At 63.9% G+C, this 15,680-nt stretch carries 18 protein-coding genes; 4 read left to right on the forward strand and 14 right to left on the reverse strand.

All coding sequences use genetic code 11. The features are described from left to right. The first annotated feature begins 51 nt into the window (after window positions 1-51). Window positions 52-3,129 (forward strand): adenylate/guanylate cyclase domain-containing protein, encoded by a 3,078-nt coding sequence (locus JQ632_RS20545; RefSeq protein ID WP_249152322.1) that lies wholly within the window; start codon window positions 52-54, stop codon window positions 3,127-3,129. Between the two features lie 41 nt (window positions 3,130-3,170). Here the strand turns inward: JQ632_RS20545 and JQ632_RS20550 are convergent, their stop codons facing one another. The 3 genes from JQ632_RS20550 to JQ632_RS20560 all read right to left on the reverse strand — a co-directional run bounded on the left by JQ632_RS20550 (window position 3,171) and on the right by JQ632_RS20560 (window position 5,110). Further along, entirely contained in the window at window positions 3,171-4,001 is an 831-nt protein-coding gene (locus JQ632_RS20550; RefSeq protein ID WP_212404394.1) for a tetratricopeptide repeat protein, read from the reverse strand. A gap of 88 nt (window positions 4,002-4,089) precedes the next feature. Next, entirely contained in the window at window positions 4,090-4,512 is a 423-nt protein-coding gene (locus JQ632_RS20555; protein WP_212404395.1) for a VOC family protein, read from the reverse strand. Between the two features lie 16 nt (window positions 4,513-4,528). Continuing rightward, window positions 4,529-5,110: a TetR/AcrR family transcriptional regulator gene (locus JQ632_RS20560; protein WP_212404396.1), complete on the reverse strand. Its 582-nt coding sequence runs from the start codon at window positions 5,108-5,110 to the stop codon at window positions 4,529-4,531. A gap of 159 nt (window positions 5,111-5,269) precedes the next feature. On the opposite strand from JQ632_RS20560, the gene JQ632_RS20565 reads away from it, so the two are divergent. Then, on the forward strand, window positions 5,270-5,695 hold the full coding sequence (locus JQ632_RS20565; RefSeq protein WP_212404397.1) for a Tautomerase enzyme: 426 nt from the start codon (window positions 5,270-5,272) through the stop codon (window positions 5,693-5,695). Window positions 5,696-5,765: 70 nt separating this feature from the next. Here JQ632_RS20565 and JQ632_RS20570 read toward each other — a convergent pair whose 3' ends face one another. From JQ632_RS20570 to JQ632_RS20585, 4 genes are all read right to left on the reverse strand, one after another. Further along, complete coding sequence (locus JQ632_RS20570) at window positions 5,766-6,071, reverse strand: hypothetical protein (protein ID WP_212404398.1); 306 nt, start codon at window positions 6,069-6,071, stop codon at window positions 5,766-5,768. Window positions 6,072-6,199: 128 nt separating this feature from the next. Further along, complete coding sequence (locus tag JQ632_RS20575) at window positions 6,200-6,508, reverse strand: hypothetical protein (protein ID WP_212404399.1); 309 nt, start codon at window positions 6,506-6,508, stop codon at window positions 6,200-6,202. 87 nt (window positions 6,509-6,595) lie between these two features. After that, window positions 6,596-6,970 (reverse strand): hypothetical protein, encoded by a 375-nt coding sequence (locus JQ632_RS20580; RefSeq protein WP_212404400.1) that lies wholly within the window; start codon window positions 6,968-6,970, stop codon window positions 6,596-6,598. 99 nt (window positions 6,971-7,069) lie between these two features. Further along, window positions 7,070-7,921 carry a LysR family transcriptional regulator gene (locus JQ632_RS20585; RefSeq protein ID WP_249152324.1) on the reverse strand — a complete coding sequence of 284 codons (852 nt, stop codon included), beginning with the start codon at window positions 7,919-7,921 and terminating at the stop codon, window positions 7,070-7,072. A gap of 112 nt (window positions 7,922-8,033) precedes the next feature. On the opposite strand from JQ632_RS20585, the gene JQ632_RS20590 reads away from it, so the two are divergent. Further along, window positions 8,034-8,429, forward strand: coding sequence for a tautomerase family protein (locus tag JQ632_RS20590; protein WP_212404402.1), 396 nt, complete (start codon window positions 8,034-8,036; stop codon window positions 8,427-8,429). Window positions 8,430-8,453: 24 nt separating this feature from the next. On the opposite strand, the gene JQ632_RS20595 is transcribed toward JQ632_RS20590, so the two are convergent. From JQ632_RS20595 to JQ632_RS20625, 7 genes are all read right to left on the reverse strand, one after another. Beyond that, window positions 8,454-9,761: an RNA polymerase sigma factor gene (locus JQ632_RS20595; protein WP_212404403.1), complete on the reverse strand. Its 1,308-nt coding sequence runs from the start codon at window positions 9,759-9,761 to the stop codon at window positions 8,454-8,456. Between the two features lie 31 nt (window positions 9,762-9,792). After that, window positions 9,793-10,188 (reverse strand): YciI family protein, encoded by a 396-nt coding sequence (locus JQ632_RS20600; protein WP_212404404.1) that lies wholly within the window; start codon window positions 10,186-10,188, stop codon window positions 9,793-9,795. A gap of 127 nt (window positions 10,189-10,315) precedes the next feature. Continuing rightward, window positions 10,316-11,008: an AprI/Inh family metalloprotease inhibitor gene (locus JQ632_RS20605; RefSeq protein ID WP_212404405.1), complete on the reverse strand. Its 693-nt coding sequence runs from the start codon at window positions 11,006-11,008 to the stop codon at window positions 10,316-10,318. Beyond that, window positions 11,008-11,997 carry a 2-hydroxyacid dehydrogenase gene (locus JQ632_RS20610; protein ID WP_212404406.1) on the reverse strand — a complete coding sequence of 330 codons (990 nt, stop codon included), beginning with the start codon at window positions 11,995-11,997 and terminating at the stop codon, window positions 11,008-11,010. Before JQ632_RS20610 ends, JQ632_RS20605 begins: the two co-directional genes overlap by 1 nt. Then, on the reverse strand, window positions 11,997-12,812 hold the full coding sequence (locus tag JQ632_RS20615) for an ABC transporter permease (RefSeq protein WP_212404407.1): 816 nt from the start codon (window positions 12,810-12,812) through the stop codon (window positions 11,997-11,999). The genes JQ632_RS20610 and JQ632_RS20615 overlap by 1 nt, the downstream gene beginning before the upstream one ends. Beyond that, the gene (locus JQ632_RS20620) at window positions 12,809-13,618 is read right to left on the reverse strand and encodes an ABC transporter ATP-binding protein (RefSeq protein ID WP_212404408.1); all 810 of its coding nucleotides are present in this window, start codon (window positions 13,616-13,618) and stop codon (window positions 12,809-12,811) included. The genes JQ632_RS20615 and JQ632_RS20620 overlap by 4 nt, the downstream gene beginning before the upstream one ends. A gap of 7 nt (window positions 13,619-13,625) precedes the next feature. Continuing rightward, window positions 13,626-14,645 carry an ABC transporter substrate-binding protein gene (locus JQ632_RS20625; RefSeq protein WP_212404409.1) on the reverse strand — a complete coding sequence of 340 codons (1,020 nt, stop codon included), beginning with the start codon at window positions 14,643-14,645 and terminating at the stop codon, window positions 13,626-13,628. A 131-nt stretch (window positions 14,646-14,776) separates the two neighbouring features. Between JQ632_RS20625 and JQ632_RS20630 the strand changes: the two genes are divergently transcribed. Further along, entirely contained in the window at window positions 14,777-15,583 is an 807-nt protein-coding gene (locus tag JQ632_RS20630) for a creatininase family protein (protein ID WP_212404410.1), read from the forward strand. The last annotated feature ends 97 nt before the right edge of the window (window positions 15,584-15,680 follow it).

The raw sequence follows: 15,680 nt of genomic DNA on the forward strand, positions 1-15,680 counted from the left end.
GCGCGTCATCGCCGGGCAACGCGGACCCGCTTCAGTCGATGGCATGCCGTCATGGATCAAGCGAATCGAGAGTATCTTGGACCGACCTCCGTCGAAGTCGACACTTCGAAGTCAGTCGTCGCGGGTCGCAAGCATGACGGCAAGGCGGCCCTAGGCATCAAGGCCAAACTGTTCCTGGCATTCGGCGGGATGGCCATGTTGACCGTCGGCGCCGCCGTGGTCGCGTGGTACGCATTCACCGACATTGACAGATCGGTGACGCGGATCACCGCTGAGAGCGTCGTCGGCATGGCGGCCTCGCTCCGGCTGGCCGAAAAGAGCGCGGAGATCGCGGCGACGGCTCCAGCGCTCATTGCGAGCCGCAGCGAAGAGGAGCGGTCCAAGGAACAGGAGAAGCTCGTTCGTAGATTGAATGAAATCTCCGCCGTGACCGAGAGTCTGAGGGTCACGGGCATGGCCAAGGCAACATTCGCCAATCTGACCGAGATCGAAGGCAAGATCGCAACCGAGCTAAAGGCGCTGGACGGCGCTGTCGCGCAGCGCCTGCGACTGAGCGCGCAAAGGCAGGCCGCGGTCGCGGATCTTGCCGTCGTTGAGACCAGGTTCCAGAACGCCTTGGAGCCTTTGGTGGACGACGCCGGCTTCAACCTCGTCACCACCAGCGAGGAGGTGACGGCCAAGAGCAAGGAGGCGATCATAGGCCTGATCGAGGGCGGGGTGAATGCCTTACAGGCGCTGCTGACGCTGCGCGCCGATGGCAATCTGGCGGCGAGCCTGTTGCGCGAAGCGGCGCACGTCGACGATCCGGCCCTGATTCAGCCCATCCGCGAGCGGTTCTCGGCTGCAGCAGCCGCGATCGAGAAGAGTCTCATGGCGTTGCCTCAGTCGAACGAGAACAAGCGGCTGCATGAGGTGAGCAAGTCGTTGATTGCGCTCGGCCGCGGCGTGGACAACGTTTTCCAGGTCCGGTCGCAGGAGCTCCGTGCCCCTGTCGAGACGCGGCACTCGCTTCAGGTCAAGCGTGAAGACATGACGGCGGCGGTGGAGTTGGCGTACCGCAAATTGTTCGAGACGCTTACGCCGATGGTGGACGACGCCGGCTTCGACCTCGTCACCACCAGCGAGGAGGTGACGGCCAAGAGCACGAAGGCGATCACCGGCTTGGTCGAGGGTGGGGCGAACACCTTGCAGGTGCTGCTGACGCTGCGCGCCGAGGGCAACCTGGCGGCGGGCCTCCTGAATGCGGCCGCCGGCGTCCCTGATCCCACTTCACTCAAGCCGCTCCAGGAGCGCTTCGTCGCGGCCGCGAGCCGCGCGGAGAAGCTGCTCGCACGGCTTCCGGCCGCGGCTTACGGCGATACACTCAAGGGCCTCACGGAAAAGCTGATCGCGTTTGGCACTTCTACGGAAAATATCTTCAACTTGCGACGCGAGGAGTTGCGCCAGATTGCGGTTGCGCAGGCGTCGTTGCAGACCAGCAACGCGCTCGTCCTGCGTCTCGGCAAGGAGGTGGCGGAACTCGTCCTGACTGCCCAGAACAGCAGCGATGCCGCGGCGCTCCGCACCGCCCAGGCCATCCGCGATGGCCGGCTCCTGCTTCTCCTCATCACTGCTCTGAGCGTATTGGGCGCAGTCGTGATTGCGGTGCTGTATGTGGTGCCCCGAATCGTAAGACCCATAGAGAACATTACAGCGGCGATGAGTGGCCTCGCCGCGGGTGACACGTCGATCGACGTGCCGGGTCGCGACCGCAGCGACGAGATCGGCCGAATGGCAGAGGCGCTGGGCGTCTTCCGGGACACGGCTATCGAGGTGCAGCGATCGAACCTAAGGGAGATTCGGGAAGGACGCCGGCGGTTGTCGGTCGCGATCGAGAGCATCTCCGAGGCCTTCTCGCTCTACGATGGCGAGGATCGCCTTGTCATTAGCAACAACAAGTATCGAACGCTCCTCTACCCAGGCGACGGCTCCGTCGAGATATCGCCCGGGATGACGTTCGAAAGCATCATTCGACGCGCTGCTGAGCGCGGCTACATCAGGGACGCCGACGGCCGGGTCGATGAGTGGGTTCGCGAACGCATGGCGCTTCACCGGGAACCGAGTGGACCGAAGGTCCAGCAGCGAGGCGACGGCCGCTGGATCCTGGTCAGCGAGCGCAAGACCGACGACGGTAGCACGGTGGCCGTATACTCGGACGTCACGGAGTTGAAACAGCGCGAGACTCAGTTGGCAGACAAATCTCGGGCGCTAGAGCAGCTCTCAAACCAGCTCGCGAAATACCTTTCGCCCCAGGTATACGAGTCTATCTTCAGCGGAAAGCAGGAAGTCAAAATCGCGAGTCGCCGGAAAGAGCTGACCGTCTTCTTTTCGGACATCGCGGGCTTCACCGAGACGACGGATCGTCTGGAGTCAGAGGACCTGACCCGGCTGCTGAACCACTATCTGACGGAGATGTCGCAGATCGCCCTTTCCTATGGAGCGACTATCGACAAATACGTCGGCGACGCCATCGTCATCTTCTTCGGTGATCCGGAGACACGCGGCGTCAAGGAGGACGCCCTCACCTGCGTCGAGATGGCCATCGCCATGCGGAAGAGAATGCTTGAGCTGCAGGAGGTGTGGCGGGCGTCGGGCATCGAGAAACCCCTCCAGTGCCGGATCGGAATCAACACGGGGTACTGCACCGTCGGGAACTTCGGCAGCGAGGACCGGATGGACTACACCATCATCGGCGGCGGCGTGAACCTCGCCTCTCGGCTTGAGGCTGCCGCCACGCCGGGCGAGATCCTCATATCCTTCGAAACCTATGCGAATGTTCGCGACCGGATCCACTGTGAGGAGCACGGGCACATTTCTGTCAAGGGCATCGCCTACCCGGTCGCGACCTACCAGGTCGTCGACGCCTATGAGAACCTCGGCACCGAGCGCCTGTTCATGCACGAGGAACGCCCCAACCTGAGACTCGACCTCAATCTCGACGCGATGTCCGCCAGTGATCGAGATCATGCGGCCATCGTGTTACGCGAGGCCTTGAATCGATTGTCTGCACTCGACCAAGCTTCCACGCCGGGACCACAGGAGACGGAGCAAGTCGCGTCCGCTCGGAACGGCCCGCCAAAGGCAGAATAACGGCGCGCTTAGTGCAGTTGATCTAGGTCAGGTCAGAACACCTAGTTCTTGCTGGTTTTCAGGTGTTCTTCCGCTGCGGCGAAACCGCTCTTGGCCTTGAGTGTCAAAGCAGTCGGCTGTGGCTTCCATTCGGAAACCAGCTTTTCTGCATTCTCGAGCTCCGGCTTGGACAGCATTGCACCAAACTCGTCCACATTCTTCTTGGGAGCGATTCTCGAGAGTTTGAAATACGCGTACGACAAGGACCGATCTTTTGGCACGCCTTTTCCAGCGGAATACACACGGGACAGACTAAAGAGGGCGTTGGGATATCCCTGATCGCCCGCCATCTTCCACCATTTCAGCGCCTCTTCTGAATTTCCGTGCTTGTCATACAGATTGGCGACATCGTGCTGGGCCAGCGCATAGCCGGCTTGGGCGGACACAAGTTTGTATTTCAGGGCTTGACCTTGATCCAATGCGACAATGCCCGCGCCTTGCCCGTCATAGTAACAACCAAGCTTATAGGCTCCGAGCGGGTCGCCGGCCGCAGTCGATTTTTGAAACCACTCAAATGCCTGCCTGGGATCCTGTTCTGTGCCGATGCCATTATTGTACATCATGCCCACATGGTACTGCGCCTCGGCATCTCCCTTGTTAGCTAACGCCACCATCGCCTTCAGGGTGTCCGCGTCATTTGCATGGGCGGGCATTGCGAGGAACAGGAGGCACGTAAAGGCCAAGGCAACAAACTTCATATCAAGTCCCGCTCGGGTTTGAACCATTGTATCTTGGTCACTCAAACCGGAAACAAGTTCGCTGCGGAACGGAAATGAGGCTGCGGCATGTTTGCCAATGCGCGCCGCTACCGCCCCGTTCCGCGCCGCCTGCACGGGGGGCACAGCTCGAAAATGCGAACGGGATCAAGGCGATAGCTCGCATTTCCCGCATGACCATCCGTATGGCGTCGGTTGTTGCAGATCATGCCGGACGGGCCGCTGAAGCGGAGCTGATCGGGCAATCGAGCATCCACTGCACGCCAAAACGGTCGGTGAGCTTGCCGTAGTAGTCGCCCCAGGGCTGGATGCCGAGCGGCGTGGTGATCGTGCCGCCGTCGGCGAGCTTGTTGAACAGCTCCGTCGTCGCCTGCTCGTCATCCATCATGAGGATGTGCGCCGAGCCGCGCATCGGCTCGGCGTCGTCATTGTCGGATGCGTAGAAGCAGATGCCGGGGCCTTCGAATTTGGCGTGCATGATCTTGCCGCGCATCGCGGGATTCCGCAGCGGCATGCCGGCTTCGCCGTGACGCATCATGTGCGTGACCTTGCCGAGACCGCACGCGGTGTAGAAGGCGAGCGCCGGTTCGCAATTCGTCGTGAAGAAGAGATAGTTCGACAGCTGCATCTGAAATCCTCCTCGATCAGCTTTCGACGCAGGCATTGAGCGCCGCCACGCGGCAGGCGGATGCAATCGCCGCGCTGACGTCCTTGTCGGCGACCGCGCGCGCCATGGTGACACCGCCGGACAGGATCGCGAGCAGCGCCCAGGCGCGCGCGCGCTTGTCCTTGCGCGAACGGCCCGGCAGTCCGTCGGCGACCGCGTTCACCACGCCCTCGATCTCGGCCTCGTAGATGATTTTGATCCCGGCATCGGCGCGCTGCACTTCGGAGGTCAGGCTCTGCAGCGCGCAGCTCGAGCCGAGCTCACAGACCCGCTTCTGTCCGAGATAGAAATCGACGAACACCTCGATCCATTTGACGCCGTGCTCGGTGCGCAAGGTCTCGACACCGACGCGCAGCTCTTGCAGGCCGGCCACGAGCGCGGCCTCGAACGCTTCGCCCTTGGACGAGAAGTGGCCGTAGAACGCCCCTGATGTCACCTCGGCTTCCTTGGCGAGGCCGTCGACGCCGATGCCGCCAAAGCCCAGGCGGCGAAAACCGCGCCCTGCGGCGGCCACCATCCGCGCCCGCGCTTCTTCCTTGTGTCCTGCCTTGTAGCGCACCGCGCGACCTCATTAAATAACGATCGTGATTTTATCATTGACAGCACCACACCCGTCGTGCGAATGCCGTCACGATCGTTATATAACGATCGCAATTTTATCGCAAGCCGCCAATCGCCTGTCGGGCGTTCGCGGCCTCACATCGAAGGGAGCAGCACCATGCCGATCAACGTCCTTGTCACCGATGGCATTCTCAGCGCGACCGCCCAGCAGCAGATGTTCGCCGAGCTGACAGCCTCGTTCCTGAGGCATCACGATCTCGCGGGCAATTCGTTCCTGACGCCGAATGTGATCGGCGAGATCAACACCGTCCCGAGGGGCAAATCATTTGCCGGCGGTGCATCGAACGACATCGTCGTGGTCGAGCTGAAGGTACCGTCCTTCGCGCTCGGAACGCCCGCGCAAAAGGCTGGCTTCATCGCCGACGCCACCGAGATCGTGTTCAGGGCGGCCGAGGGCCGTCATCCGCGCGAGCGGATCTTTGTCAACATGGTCTATGCGGTGGACGGCCTGTGGGGCATCGGCGGCAAGGCCTACACCAATGCCGAGCTCGGCGAAGCCGTAAGCCAGGCCGGCGCTGCATAAGAGCCAGCCGGCCAACATGACAATGCCGGCGTCGCTCGCGCGGCGCCGGCATCAAGACAGTCTTGCCAGCTCAGTAGCAGTAGCGCGGGTCGACCTGGACGTAGTAGCCGTCGGGACGCTGCATGTAGCAACCACGCTGATAGGCGTAATAGCCGGAGCGACGGCGCTCACCTTCGGCGGCGATCGCGGCACCCGTCCCCGCCCCCACGACGGCACCGATCGCAGCACCGCGGCCGCCACCCATGGCGCCGCCGAGGATCGCGCCGCCGACGCCGCCGATGATCGCGCCGCCAATGGCGTCCTGCGCGGCAGCTTCATGCACCGGCATGGCCATCGCAACCGTCAGACACGCCGCAATTCCAAGACCTCGAAGCATCCTGAATCCTCCGTTGTGATGCGGCCAGTCATAGCCTCCGCGGCGATTCCGGGCCAGCACAATTGCTCGGCTCGGCGGGGACGACCGGCGCATGGCGCGCCAGCCCTTCCGCTGTCGCCCCTCGCATTTTACTTCGGGAGTCTGAACGACAGCAAAATGGCTTCGGGCGACTGCCTGAACTCCTTGGTCACGGTTTCGCGCACGATCGCGGAAAGCTCGGCCAGCGGCTTGGCCTCGTAGATCCCCGGGAATTGCACCGTCACCGAGGTCAGCCGGCCGTTGTGCCAGTTGAAGCCGACCTGCGGTTTTGTGCCGGTCGACTGCTCGAGATCGGTCTCCACGGCCTTGGCCTGCTGGAAGCCCTCCTTGACCGTGCTCACGACATCGCAGGCGGAAAGGGGCAGGGCAAGAACGAGGAGCACCGCTGGTCTGAACATCATGCCTCCATGGCGATGCCGGCTATCAACTACGGCGTGCATGATGGGCCAACTGCCGCACGGTTGACAAGGCGGCACGCTCGGCGCTTACGGCTCGATCCAGCGCTGCACGGCCTCGGCTGTATCGGCCGGCGTCGTGTTGAAACAGATGGCGGCGTTTGGCGCCAGGCGGTGGACGAGATTGATGACCTTCTCGAACATGAGCAGGCGCGCCTTCGGCTCGCGCAATCCGGCGCCGATCACGATGCAGTCGAAGCGCTCGTCGCGCAGCGCCGCCGTGACCGTGGCCTCCGCGGTCTCGTCCGGATCGATCAGGCAGCTCGTCACCTCATAGCCGAGATCGCGCAGGCGCAGGAACTGCGCCTCGATATAGGAGCGGACGAGCTCCGGCGTGAGCTGCGGAAAGACGCTGTAATCCACACTGCCGGGCTCAATGCCGATCGCAAGCACGCGCTTTGCCATGCAGCGCTCCAGGTGCCACCGTACGACTGCTGCGCCTGCAGCAGCCTGACTGCAAACGGCGACACGGGCGCCTGGGTTCCCTGTTCCCTGGGCGAGCTCTCACGCCGCCGTCGAACGAATCGCCGCCGCGATCGTCCTCAGCGACTGCCGGGCCACGGGATCGGACAGGCTCGCATAGAGCACGAGATCGCGCGGCGGCAGCGCCGGCAGGCCGAGCTCGGGCCCGACATCGACCGAGTCTCGCGGCGCGACGCGGCGGCCGAGCACGGCAATCGCAAGCCCGGCGGAGACCGCAGCGGCGATGGTGCCAACCCCGCCGCCGACAAAAACTTCGGTCCAGGGGATTTTGGCCGCGTCGAGCGCCGCCACGCCCATGCCGCGCATGGCGCAGGATTCCGAATGCGCGGCGAGCGGCAGCGGATCGCCTGAACGATGCGCGAAATCGCGCGCGGCCATCCAGCCGAACGCCTCGGACAGCAGCACCTCGCCGCCACGCCGTCCGCCGTCATGTCCGATCACCACGACGGCATCGAGTGCGCCGTCATCGAAGGAGGCGAGAAGGTCGCGAGAGCTGCCGACATGCATCTCGAGCAGGAGACTTGGTTCGGCGCGCTTCACACGCTGAAGCAGCAGCGGCAGCTCGGCGCCGACGGCGTGGTCGCTGATACCGACCACGAGCCGACGCCGTTCGCTCGCAAAGGCATCGAGCGCGTTGCCGTGGGCTGCGATCAGCGTGCGCGCGCGGTCGAGGAAGAGCTGGCCTGCGGCGGTGAGGCGAACCCGACGCGGCGTCCGCTCGAACAGGCGCCGGCCGAGCCCGTCCTCGAGCCGCTTGATCTTCAGGCTCACCGCCGACTGCGTCGACTCCATCGCCTCGGCGGCGCGGGTGAAGCTGGCGAGATCGGCGACCAGGACGAAGGCCTGGACGGATTCGACATCGAGCGCCTTCATGGCCATTCATGACAAACTGAAATCATTGAAATATGCTTTCATATGATTTTCGAATGGTCAATGCCGCCCTATCCTCCCGGCCGTCGAAGTTGCCGGATCAGGAGATCGCCCCATGCCGCTCACCCGTGTTTCCCTCCGCCGCGGAAAGCCCGCCGCTTATCGGCAGGCCATTCTCGACGGCCTCTACGAGGCAATGCACGAGACTTTTGACGTGCCGGCGGACGACTTCTTCATGCTGGTCACCGAGCATGAGGCGGCCGATTTCCATTGCAGCAAGACCTATCTCGGCGTGGCGCGCAGCGACGACCTCGTCATCATCCAGTTGACCGTCAGCAACACGCGCAGCCTTGTGCAGAAGAAGGCGCTCTATCGCCGCATCGTCGAAAAGCTCAGCGCCAATCCCGGCCTGCGCGCGGAGGACGTCCTGATCAGTCTCGTCGAGACGCTTCCCGAAAACTGGTCGCTGGGTCACGGCCTGGCGCAATACGCCAAGGACGCAGCCGCCTGAGAGGCGCGGACGTCCTGGCGATGATCAGCCTTTGTTGACGGGCACCGCAACGGCGGTGCCGGCTATCACGACGGCCGTCGCGCGGCGCTTCATCAGCGCGCGCTCACGCTCATTGGTCGCGAGCCGGGCGGCGGCCTCGAACGCCTCATGCGCCTCCGCGTAATGACCAAGCTTCTCCAAAAAGTCGCCGCGAACCGCCGGCAGATGGTGATACGCCTTCAGCGCCGGCTCGTCGGCGATGGCGTTCACAACATCGAGCCCGGCTTGCGGGCCCTCGGCCATGCCGACCGCGACCGCGCGGTTGAGCTCGATGACCGGCGAGCGCACCAACCGCGCCAGCTCTGCGTAGAGCGCTGCGATGCGCCGCCAGTCGGTGGCGGCGGCGCTATCCGCGGTGGCGTGACAAGCGATGATGGCGGACTGGAGCGCGTAGAATCCTCCGGCGCCGCCGAGCTCGCCGGCCCGCTCCAGCGAGCGCAGGCCGCGACGGATCTGCAGCTGGTCCCAGCGCGAGCGATCCTGGTCCATCAGCAGAATGGGATCTCCCTTCGCGTCGGTTCGTGACCCCATCCGCGAGGCATTCAGCTCCATCAGCGCGATGAGGCCGTGGACCTCCGGTTCCTGCGGGGCGAGACCGACCAGCACGCGGCCCATGCGCAGCGCCTCCTCGCAGAGTTGAGGCCGTAGCCATTCCTCCCCGCGCGCCGCCAGATAGCCCTCGTTGAAGATGAGATAGACAACCTCCAGCACCGAGGCGAGACGCTCGGACAGCGCCTCGCCGCTCGGGGTCTCATAAGCGAGGCCGGATTCGGACAGCGTTCGCTTGGCGCGCAGGAGGCGCTGGGCGATGGTCGCTTCCGGCACGAGATAGGCACGCGCGATCTCAGCGGTGGTCAAGCCGCAGATCATGCGCAAGGCCAGCGCCGCGCGCGCTTCCCGAGACAGGATCGGATGACAGGCCGTAAAAATCAGCCGCAGCAGTTCATCGCCGATATCGTCGTCGAGCGCAGCGTCGAAATCCGGCACGGCTTCCTGCTCCTGCAACATGTCCCGCGCCAGCATGTCGTGCTTGTGTGCGAGCATCTTGCCGCGACGCAGATGATCGAGCGCGCGGCGCCTGGCTGTTGTCACCAGCCAGGCGCCGGGGTTCTCGGGCACGCCGCTCACCGGCCACGCCTCGAGTGCCGCAACCAGCGCGTCCTGGGTCAGCTCCTCCGCAAGCGGCACGTCACGCAGCATCCGCGACAACGTCGCGATCAACCGCGGCTGCACGATGCGCCAGGTGGCGTGGATCGTGGCGCGGATCACGCGATCGGTGTCGGCGGCCGTCATCGCCGCCGATGAGCCCGGCCTGCGCCACGCATCAGGTGTCGGCAGCTGTCAGCGGCTGACACGCACGGTGCATGTCTGACGTGGCGAACCCCCGCAATTCGCAGGTGCCTTCCCAGCCCGGCATGTGATCGAGGTGCAACTGCATGAATTCCCTCGCCATGGCCAAGGCTTCCTCCTTGTCGCGCAGCTCGAAAATGGCATAGCCGCCGATCACCTCCTTGGCCTCGACGAAGGGGCCGTCGATGACGCTGAGCTTGCCGTCAGCGATGCGCACCCGCGCGCCGGTCGCAAGCGGCATCAGGCCGCCATTGTCGATCATCCGACCAGCCTTGATCTCCCGCTCGGAAATCCTTTGCATCGCCTCCGCCAGCGCCGGGGACGGCCCTGCCGGGGGTTTTGGGGAGGTGACGATGTACATGAAGCGCATGCAAAACTCCTATTAGGGTGAGAAGCGGCCATGTCAGGCCCAAAATCTGCTCGCTAAGGAGTTGACGATCCAGGCGGTGCCAGATCGACATGGACGGTGAAAAAAATTGGCGCCGGATAGGTCGCGGCTATTGCCGCAACATGATCAGGGGGTCGGCAGTATCAGGTACACGCCGCCACTGCGCGTTGTCGTCGGCCTCGAACTGCCAGGTGTCGCCCGCCTTCGACATCAAAATGATCTGGCCGCGCTCCAGCCGCCATTGCGTCGGGTTGAACTGCGCAATCGCCGGATCGCATTTCGGCTTGACGAAGACCTGGAAATTGTCCGGGCCGGCTTCGGTATTGGTGAGCACCAGCGAACAGATCGGCTGGCCATTGCCGCGCACCATCGCCCAGTCGCCGATCATCTGATCCATCGACTTTGCCATCGAGCGGGCAGCCGCAAGGTTTTGCAGAATGTAGACCCCCTCGCCCTGCCGCAGGCCTTCAAAAATGCCGGCCTCGACCTCGGTGAAGTCGATCACGGCCTCGCCGGTCGCGTCCTGCAGGCGCACGATGTCGAGGCCCTTCACGCTCCAGGCCGCGATGTCCTTGGTGAAGGGCAGCGCGGTCTTGCAGGCGGGCTCGAGCTCGAGTTTCGAGCCCTGTCCTGCAGCGTCGCCCTTGAGCGTGACGACGCAGGTCTTGCTCCGCTCGGTGGTGGAGAGCTCCCACTGCCCGACCATGTCCTTCTTCAGGGTCGTCGCGTCCTGCGCCTGCGCAAGGCCGATCGCGGCGACAAGCGCCACGGCGGACAGTGCTGCAACCCTGAAAAACGACATCAGCGTCCCTTCACCGGCGTTTCCGGAACCGGCGTGATCGGCGGCTTGCCGGAAAACCAGGTCTTGAGATTGTCGACCACGAGCTGGTCCATCGCATTGCGGGTGACGACGGAGGCCGAACCGATATGCGGCAGCAGGATGACGTTCTGCATGGATTTGAGCTCGTCCGGCACGTTCGGCTCGGCGGCGAACACGTCGAGGCCGGCCGCGAGAATGGTGCCGGATTTCAGCGCCTGCACCAGCGCGGGCTCGTCGACCACGGAGCCGCGCGCGACGTTGATCAGCACGCCGCGTGGGCCGAGCGCCTTAAACACCTCGGCATTGATCATCTTGTTGGTGCCGGCACCGCCGGGCACGATGACAACAAGCGTATCCACGTCCTTCGCCATCTGGATCAGGTCGGGATAGTGCTTGTAGGAGACGTCCTTCGACGGGTTGCGCGAGTGATAGACGACGGGCACGTGCGAGGCCTCGATCCGTCGCGCGATCGCCTGGCCGATGCGGCCCATGCCGACGATGCCGACCTTGCGGTCGCGCAGCGAGCCGACGCTCAGGGGATAGTTCTGGGTCTGCCACAGGCCGGAGCGGACGTAGCGGTCGGCCTTGATGAACTCGCGCAAGGTCGCCAGCAGAAGCCCCATCGCAACGTCGGCGACCTCTTCGGTCAGCACGTCGGGCGTATTGGTGACGATGATGTTGTGCTCGCGCGCATAGGCCGTATCGACGTGATCGTAGCCGACGCCGAAATTCGAGACGATCTCGAGCTTCGGAAGCTGCGACAGCGAGTTCTTGTCAGCGCGCACGGTGTGATAGGTCACCGCCACGCCGCGAATCTTTTCGCGGACCGCCGGCGTCAGCCGCTCGAGGTCACCGTGGGTCTCGGCTTTATGCACGACGAAATGATCGGAAAAGCCGTTCTCCAGGATCGGCCGCACCGGCCCATAGATCAGAAGGTCGATCTTTTCGGACGAAATCGGACCGGTAGACATCAGGTATCCTTTCCAAGCGCGCTTTCATGCCAGCGCCGCAAAACGAGGTGGGAAATTAGCGCCAGCAGCCCATAGATGACAATCCCGGCGAGCGACAACAACAGCAGCGCTGCGAACATGCGGGGTATGTTGAGACGATAGCCTGACTCCGCGATCCGGTAGGCGAGCCCCGAGCCCGCGCCGGCCGTTCCGGCCGCGATCTCGGCCACGACCGCGCCGATCAGCGACAACCCGCCGGCAATGCGCAAGCCGCCCAGGATGTAAGGCAGGGCTGACGGCAATTTAAGAAAACGCAGGGTTTGCGGGCTTGATGCGCCATAGAGCTGGAACAGGCCGGCGAGATTGCGGTCGACCGAGCTCAACCCGAGCGTGGTGTTCGACAGCACTGGAAAGAAGGCGACGATGAAGGCGCAGACCACGACCGCGGTCTGCTGGTCCAGATAGATCAAGAGCAGCGGCGCGATCGCGATGACCGGCGTCACCTGCAGGATGACGGCATAGGGGAACAGCGAATATTCCACCCATTTCGACTGGTTGAACAACAGCGCCAGCGCGATGCCGCCGACGGCGGCGGCGATGAACCCTTCGAGCGTGGTGAGCAGCGTGGTCGCAAGCGATTGCGACAGCACCCCCCAATCGTTGATCATCGTAACAATGATGGCCGAGGGCGCCGGCAGCACGTAAGGCGGGATCGCCTTGACCCGCACCACGAGTTCCCAGGCGATGAGGCCGGCCGCGAACACGACGACGGGCAGAACGAAGCGCACCGCCTTCAGCGTGCCATTGCCGGACGGATTGGCTGGCTCTGCGCTCATAGCACCGCCTGACCGGAATAGGAGGGCGCGGCCGACACGCGGCGGCAATAATCGGCATAGGCGGCGGAGGTGCGAAACGCCTCGCCGCGCGGCTCCACCGTCTCGATACGGATGTCGGCCTGGATGCGGCCGGGCCGCGCCGTCATCACCACGACGCGCTGCGACAGATAGACGGATTCGAACACCGAATGGGTCACGAAGATGACGGTCTTGCGCAGGCCGCGCCACAGCGCGAGCAGATCGTTGTTGAGGCGAAAGCGCGTGATCTCGTCGAGTGCGGCGAACGGCTCGTCCATCAGGAGAATGTCGGGATCGGTGACCAATGCGCGGGCCAGTGACACCCGCATCTTCATGCCGCCCGAGAGCTCGCGCGGGAACGCATCGGCGAAATCGGCAAGACCGACGCTCGCGAGCGCATCATCGACCCGCGCATTCGCGTCGCGCTTCGCCACACCCGCAAGCTTCAGTGGCAGCCGCACATTCTCGCGCACGCTGGTCCAGGGCATCAGGGTCGGCTCCTGGAACACGAAGCCGATGCCGTGGCCGGGTTGCGGCACGCCTTCATGGCGCGCAACCCGCACCGTGCCGGAACTGGGCGCGGCGAGCCCTGCGATTAGGCGCAGCGCCGTCGACTTGCCGCAGCCGGACGGTCCGAGCAGCGAGATGAACTCGCCCTTGCGCACGGCGAGATCGAACGGGCCGAGCGCCATGACGCCGCTGTCATAGACCTTGGTCACGGCGCGCAAGCTCACGCTGAGCGCCGTCAGGCCGCCGTCGCCCCCGGAGGAGGCCGTGACATCGGACATCGGCTGTTCACTTGGCCGGGCGCAGCTCGACGCCGACGCCCTTGTTGACGAAGCGCAGCGTGTAGGATTTGCGGTAGTCGAGGTCGCGCTTGATGACGCCGGCCCGCACCATCTTGTCGAAGAAGGAGGTGTAGCGCTCGTCGCTCATCGCGCCGATGCCGTCCTTCACCGAATCGCCGGAATCGACGATGCCGAATTCCTTCATCTTGGCGACGGAATAGGCCAGCAGCTCATCCGTCATTTCCGGATTGAGCTTCTTGATCATGGCGTTGCCGGCCGAGTTGTCGCGATAGAGGTAATTGTACCAGCCGACCACCGAAGCATCGACGAAGCGCTGCACGAGATCCGGCTTCTTGTCGACGATCTCCTTGCGGGTCTCGATCAGCGTCGAATAGGTGTTGAAGCCGGAATTGGCGAGCAGGATCACGTTGGGCTTGAAGCCGGCGGCCTTCTCCACGGCGAACGGTTCCGAGGTCACGTAGCCCTGCATCGCGCTCTTGGGGTTCGCGATGAAGGGCTGCGGGTTGAAATTGTAGGGCCGGACGTTCTTCTCGTTAAAGCCGTATTCGGACTTCAGCCACTGAAAGTAGCTGGTCATGCCCTCTTTGGAGACGAACATGGTCAGCGGCTTCAGATCGTCGATCTTGCCGAGCTTCACGTCCGGATGGGTCAGCATCACCTGCGGATCCTTCTGGAAGATCGCGGCAACCGTGATCACGGGCACGTTGTTGGCAACCGCGTCGAACGACATCAGCGTGTTCGCGGCCATGAAGAAGTCGATCTTGCCGGCGATCAGCAGCATCCGGTTGTTGTCGTTGGGGCCGCCGGGAACGATGGTGACGTCGAGCCCATATTTCTTGTAGGTGCCGTCGGCCGCCGCCTGGAAGAAGCCGCCATGCTCGGCCTCGGCGACCCAGTTGGTGCCGAAGGAGACCTTGTCGAGGGTTTCGGCCCGCGCGGGCAGAATCGCGAGGAGAGCCGCAGCGACTACCCCCGTTAACGCTCGGCCGAGATGAATGGGGCGCATGATTGGACTCCGTCGATCGTTCTGGCCCATGATAGGCACAACCTAGGAAATTTTGGGGGACGCGGCCCTGCGAGCGGCGTCCCCTGGAGAGAACACCAAACTACCGTGCAAATTCGCGCAAAGAAACCTCGATGAGACCGCCCCGCGACTGGACCGAGATTCGCTGGCCCGACACGCCCAAGAGCGAGCGGGCACGGTGGATCGCGGTGCTGCCGCTGGCGGCGACCGAGCAGCACGGCCCCCATCTGCCGCTCGAGACCGACGTGATGATCGCCGATGCCTATCTCGCGCGCGTCGGCGAATTGCTGCCCGACACAATCCCGGCGACGTTCCTCCCCGTGCAGCCGGTCGGGATTTCCACCGAACATATCGACTATCCGGGCACGCTGACGCTGCCGACCGAAACTGCGCTAAAAAGTTGGACGGCGATCGGCGAAGACGTCGCCCAAGCCGGCCTGCGAAAACTCGTCATCGTGACCAGCCACGGCGGCAACAGCGCGGCGATGATGCTGGTCGCGCAGGATCTGCGCGCCCATCACAAGCTCTTCGTTGTGACGACGTCGTGGTCGCGTCTCTCAGGCGCGGACAGGCTTTTCCCTGCGGACGAGGTGCGCCACGGCATTCATGGCGGCGCGGTCGAGACGTCGATCATGCTGGCGCGATATCCGCACGCGGTGCGCAGGGAGGCGATCGCCGATTTCGAGTCGAGCAGCGTCGCTATGGAAAAGCAGTATCGCTGGCTGTCGACGCAGCGGCCCGCGCCCTTCGCCTGGCAGGCGCAGGATCTTCATCCAAGCGGCGCCGTCGGCAACGCGACGCTGGCCTCGCCGGAGAAGGGCAAAGCGCTCCTCGACCAGGGCGCGCGCGCCTTTTGCGAGCTGCTCGCCGAGGTCGATAACTTCGACGTGAACAGGCTCGCCGCCGGGCCCCTCGCCTAGCCTCCATCCAACTGAAATTCCTCGAGAATCGGCCCGCTCACCAGTCCGAATTTTCGCGCTTCGAACCGGATTCGAAGAGCCGCCGTCCAATTGGCAC

The sequence above is a fragment of the Bradyrhizobium liaoningense genome (genome assembly GCF_018130955.1).
In the GTDB taxonomy this organism is placed as follows: domain Bacteria; phylum Pseudomonadota; class Alphaproteobacteria; order Rhizobiales; family Xanthobacteraceae; genus Bradyrhizobium; species Bradyrhizobium liaoningense_C.

Excerpts from the sequence above, each read along its gene's own strand:
- JQ632_RS20610 (WP_212404406.1), bottom strand. The coding sequence starts at position 11,997 with ATGTCTACCGGTCCGATTTCGTCCGAAAAGATCGACCTTCTGATCTAT.
- JQ632_RS20555 (WP_212404395.1), bottom strand. The coding sequence starts at position 4,512 with ATGCAGCTGTCGAACTATCTCTTCTTCACGACGAATTGCGAACCGGCG.
- JQ632_RS20580 (WP_212404400.1), bottom strand. The coding sequence starts at position 6,970 with ATGGCAAAGCGCGTGCTTGCGATCGGCATTGAGCCCGGCAGTGTGGAT.
- JQ632_RS20605 (WP_212404405.1), bottom strand. The coding sequence starts at position 11,008 with ATGTCGTTTTTCAGGGTTGCAGCACTGTCCGCCGTGGCGCTTGTCGCC.
- JQ632_RS20585 (WP_249152324.1), bottom strand. The coding sequence starts at position 7,921 with ATGAAGGCGCTCGATGTCGAATCCGTCCAGGCCTTCGTCCTGGTCGCC.
- JQ632_RS20620 (WP_212404408.1), bottom strand. The coding sequence starts at position 13,618 with ATGTCCGATGTCACGGCCTCCTCCGGGGGCGACGGCGGCCTGACGGCG.
- JQ632_RS20570 (WP_212404398.1), bottom strand. The coding sequence starts at position 6,071 with ATGCTTCGAGGTCTTGGAATTGCGGCGTGTCTGACGGTTGCGATGGCC.
- JQ632_RS20600 (WP_212404404.1), bottom strand. The coding sequence starts at position 10,188 with ATGCGCTTCATGTACATCGTCACCTCCCCAAAACCCCCGGCAGGGCCG.
- JQ632_RS20565 (WP_212404397.1), top strand. The coding sequence starts at position 5,270 with ATGCCGATCAACGTCCTTGTCACCGATGGCATTCTCAGCGCGACCGCC.
- JQ632_RS20575 (WP_212404399.1), bottom strand. The coding sequence starts at position 6,508 with ATGTTCAGACCAGCGGTGCTCCTCGTTCTTGCCCTGCCCCTTTCCGCC.
- JQ632_RS20630 (WP_212404410.1), top strand. The coding sequence starts at position 14,777 with ATGAGACCGCCCCGCGACTGGACCGAGATTCGCTGGCCCGACACGCCC.
- JQ632_RS20625 (WP_212404409.1), bottom strand. The coding sequence starts at position 14,645 with ATGCGCCCCATTCATCTCGGCCGAGCGTTAACGGGGGTAGTCGCTGCG.
- JQ632_RS20545 (WP_249152322.1), top strand. The coding sequence starts at position 52 with ATGGATCAAGCGAATCGAGAGTATCTTGGACCGACCTCCGTCGAAGTC.
- JQ632_RS20595 (WP_212404403.1), bottom strand. The coding sequence starts at position 9,761 with ATGACGGCCGCCGACACCGATCGCGTGATCCGCGCCACGATCCACGCC.
- JQ632_RS20590 (WP_212404402.1), top strand. The coding sequence starts at position 8,034 with ATGCCGCTCACCCGTGTTTCCCTCCGCCGCGGAAAGCCCGCCGCTTAT.
- JQ632_RS20615 (WP_212404407.1), bottom strand. The coding sequence starts at position 12,812 with ATGAGCGCAGAGCCAGCCAATCCGTCCGGCAATGGCACGCTGAAGGCG.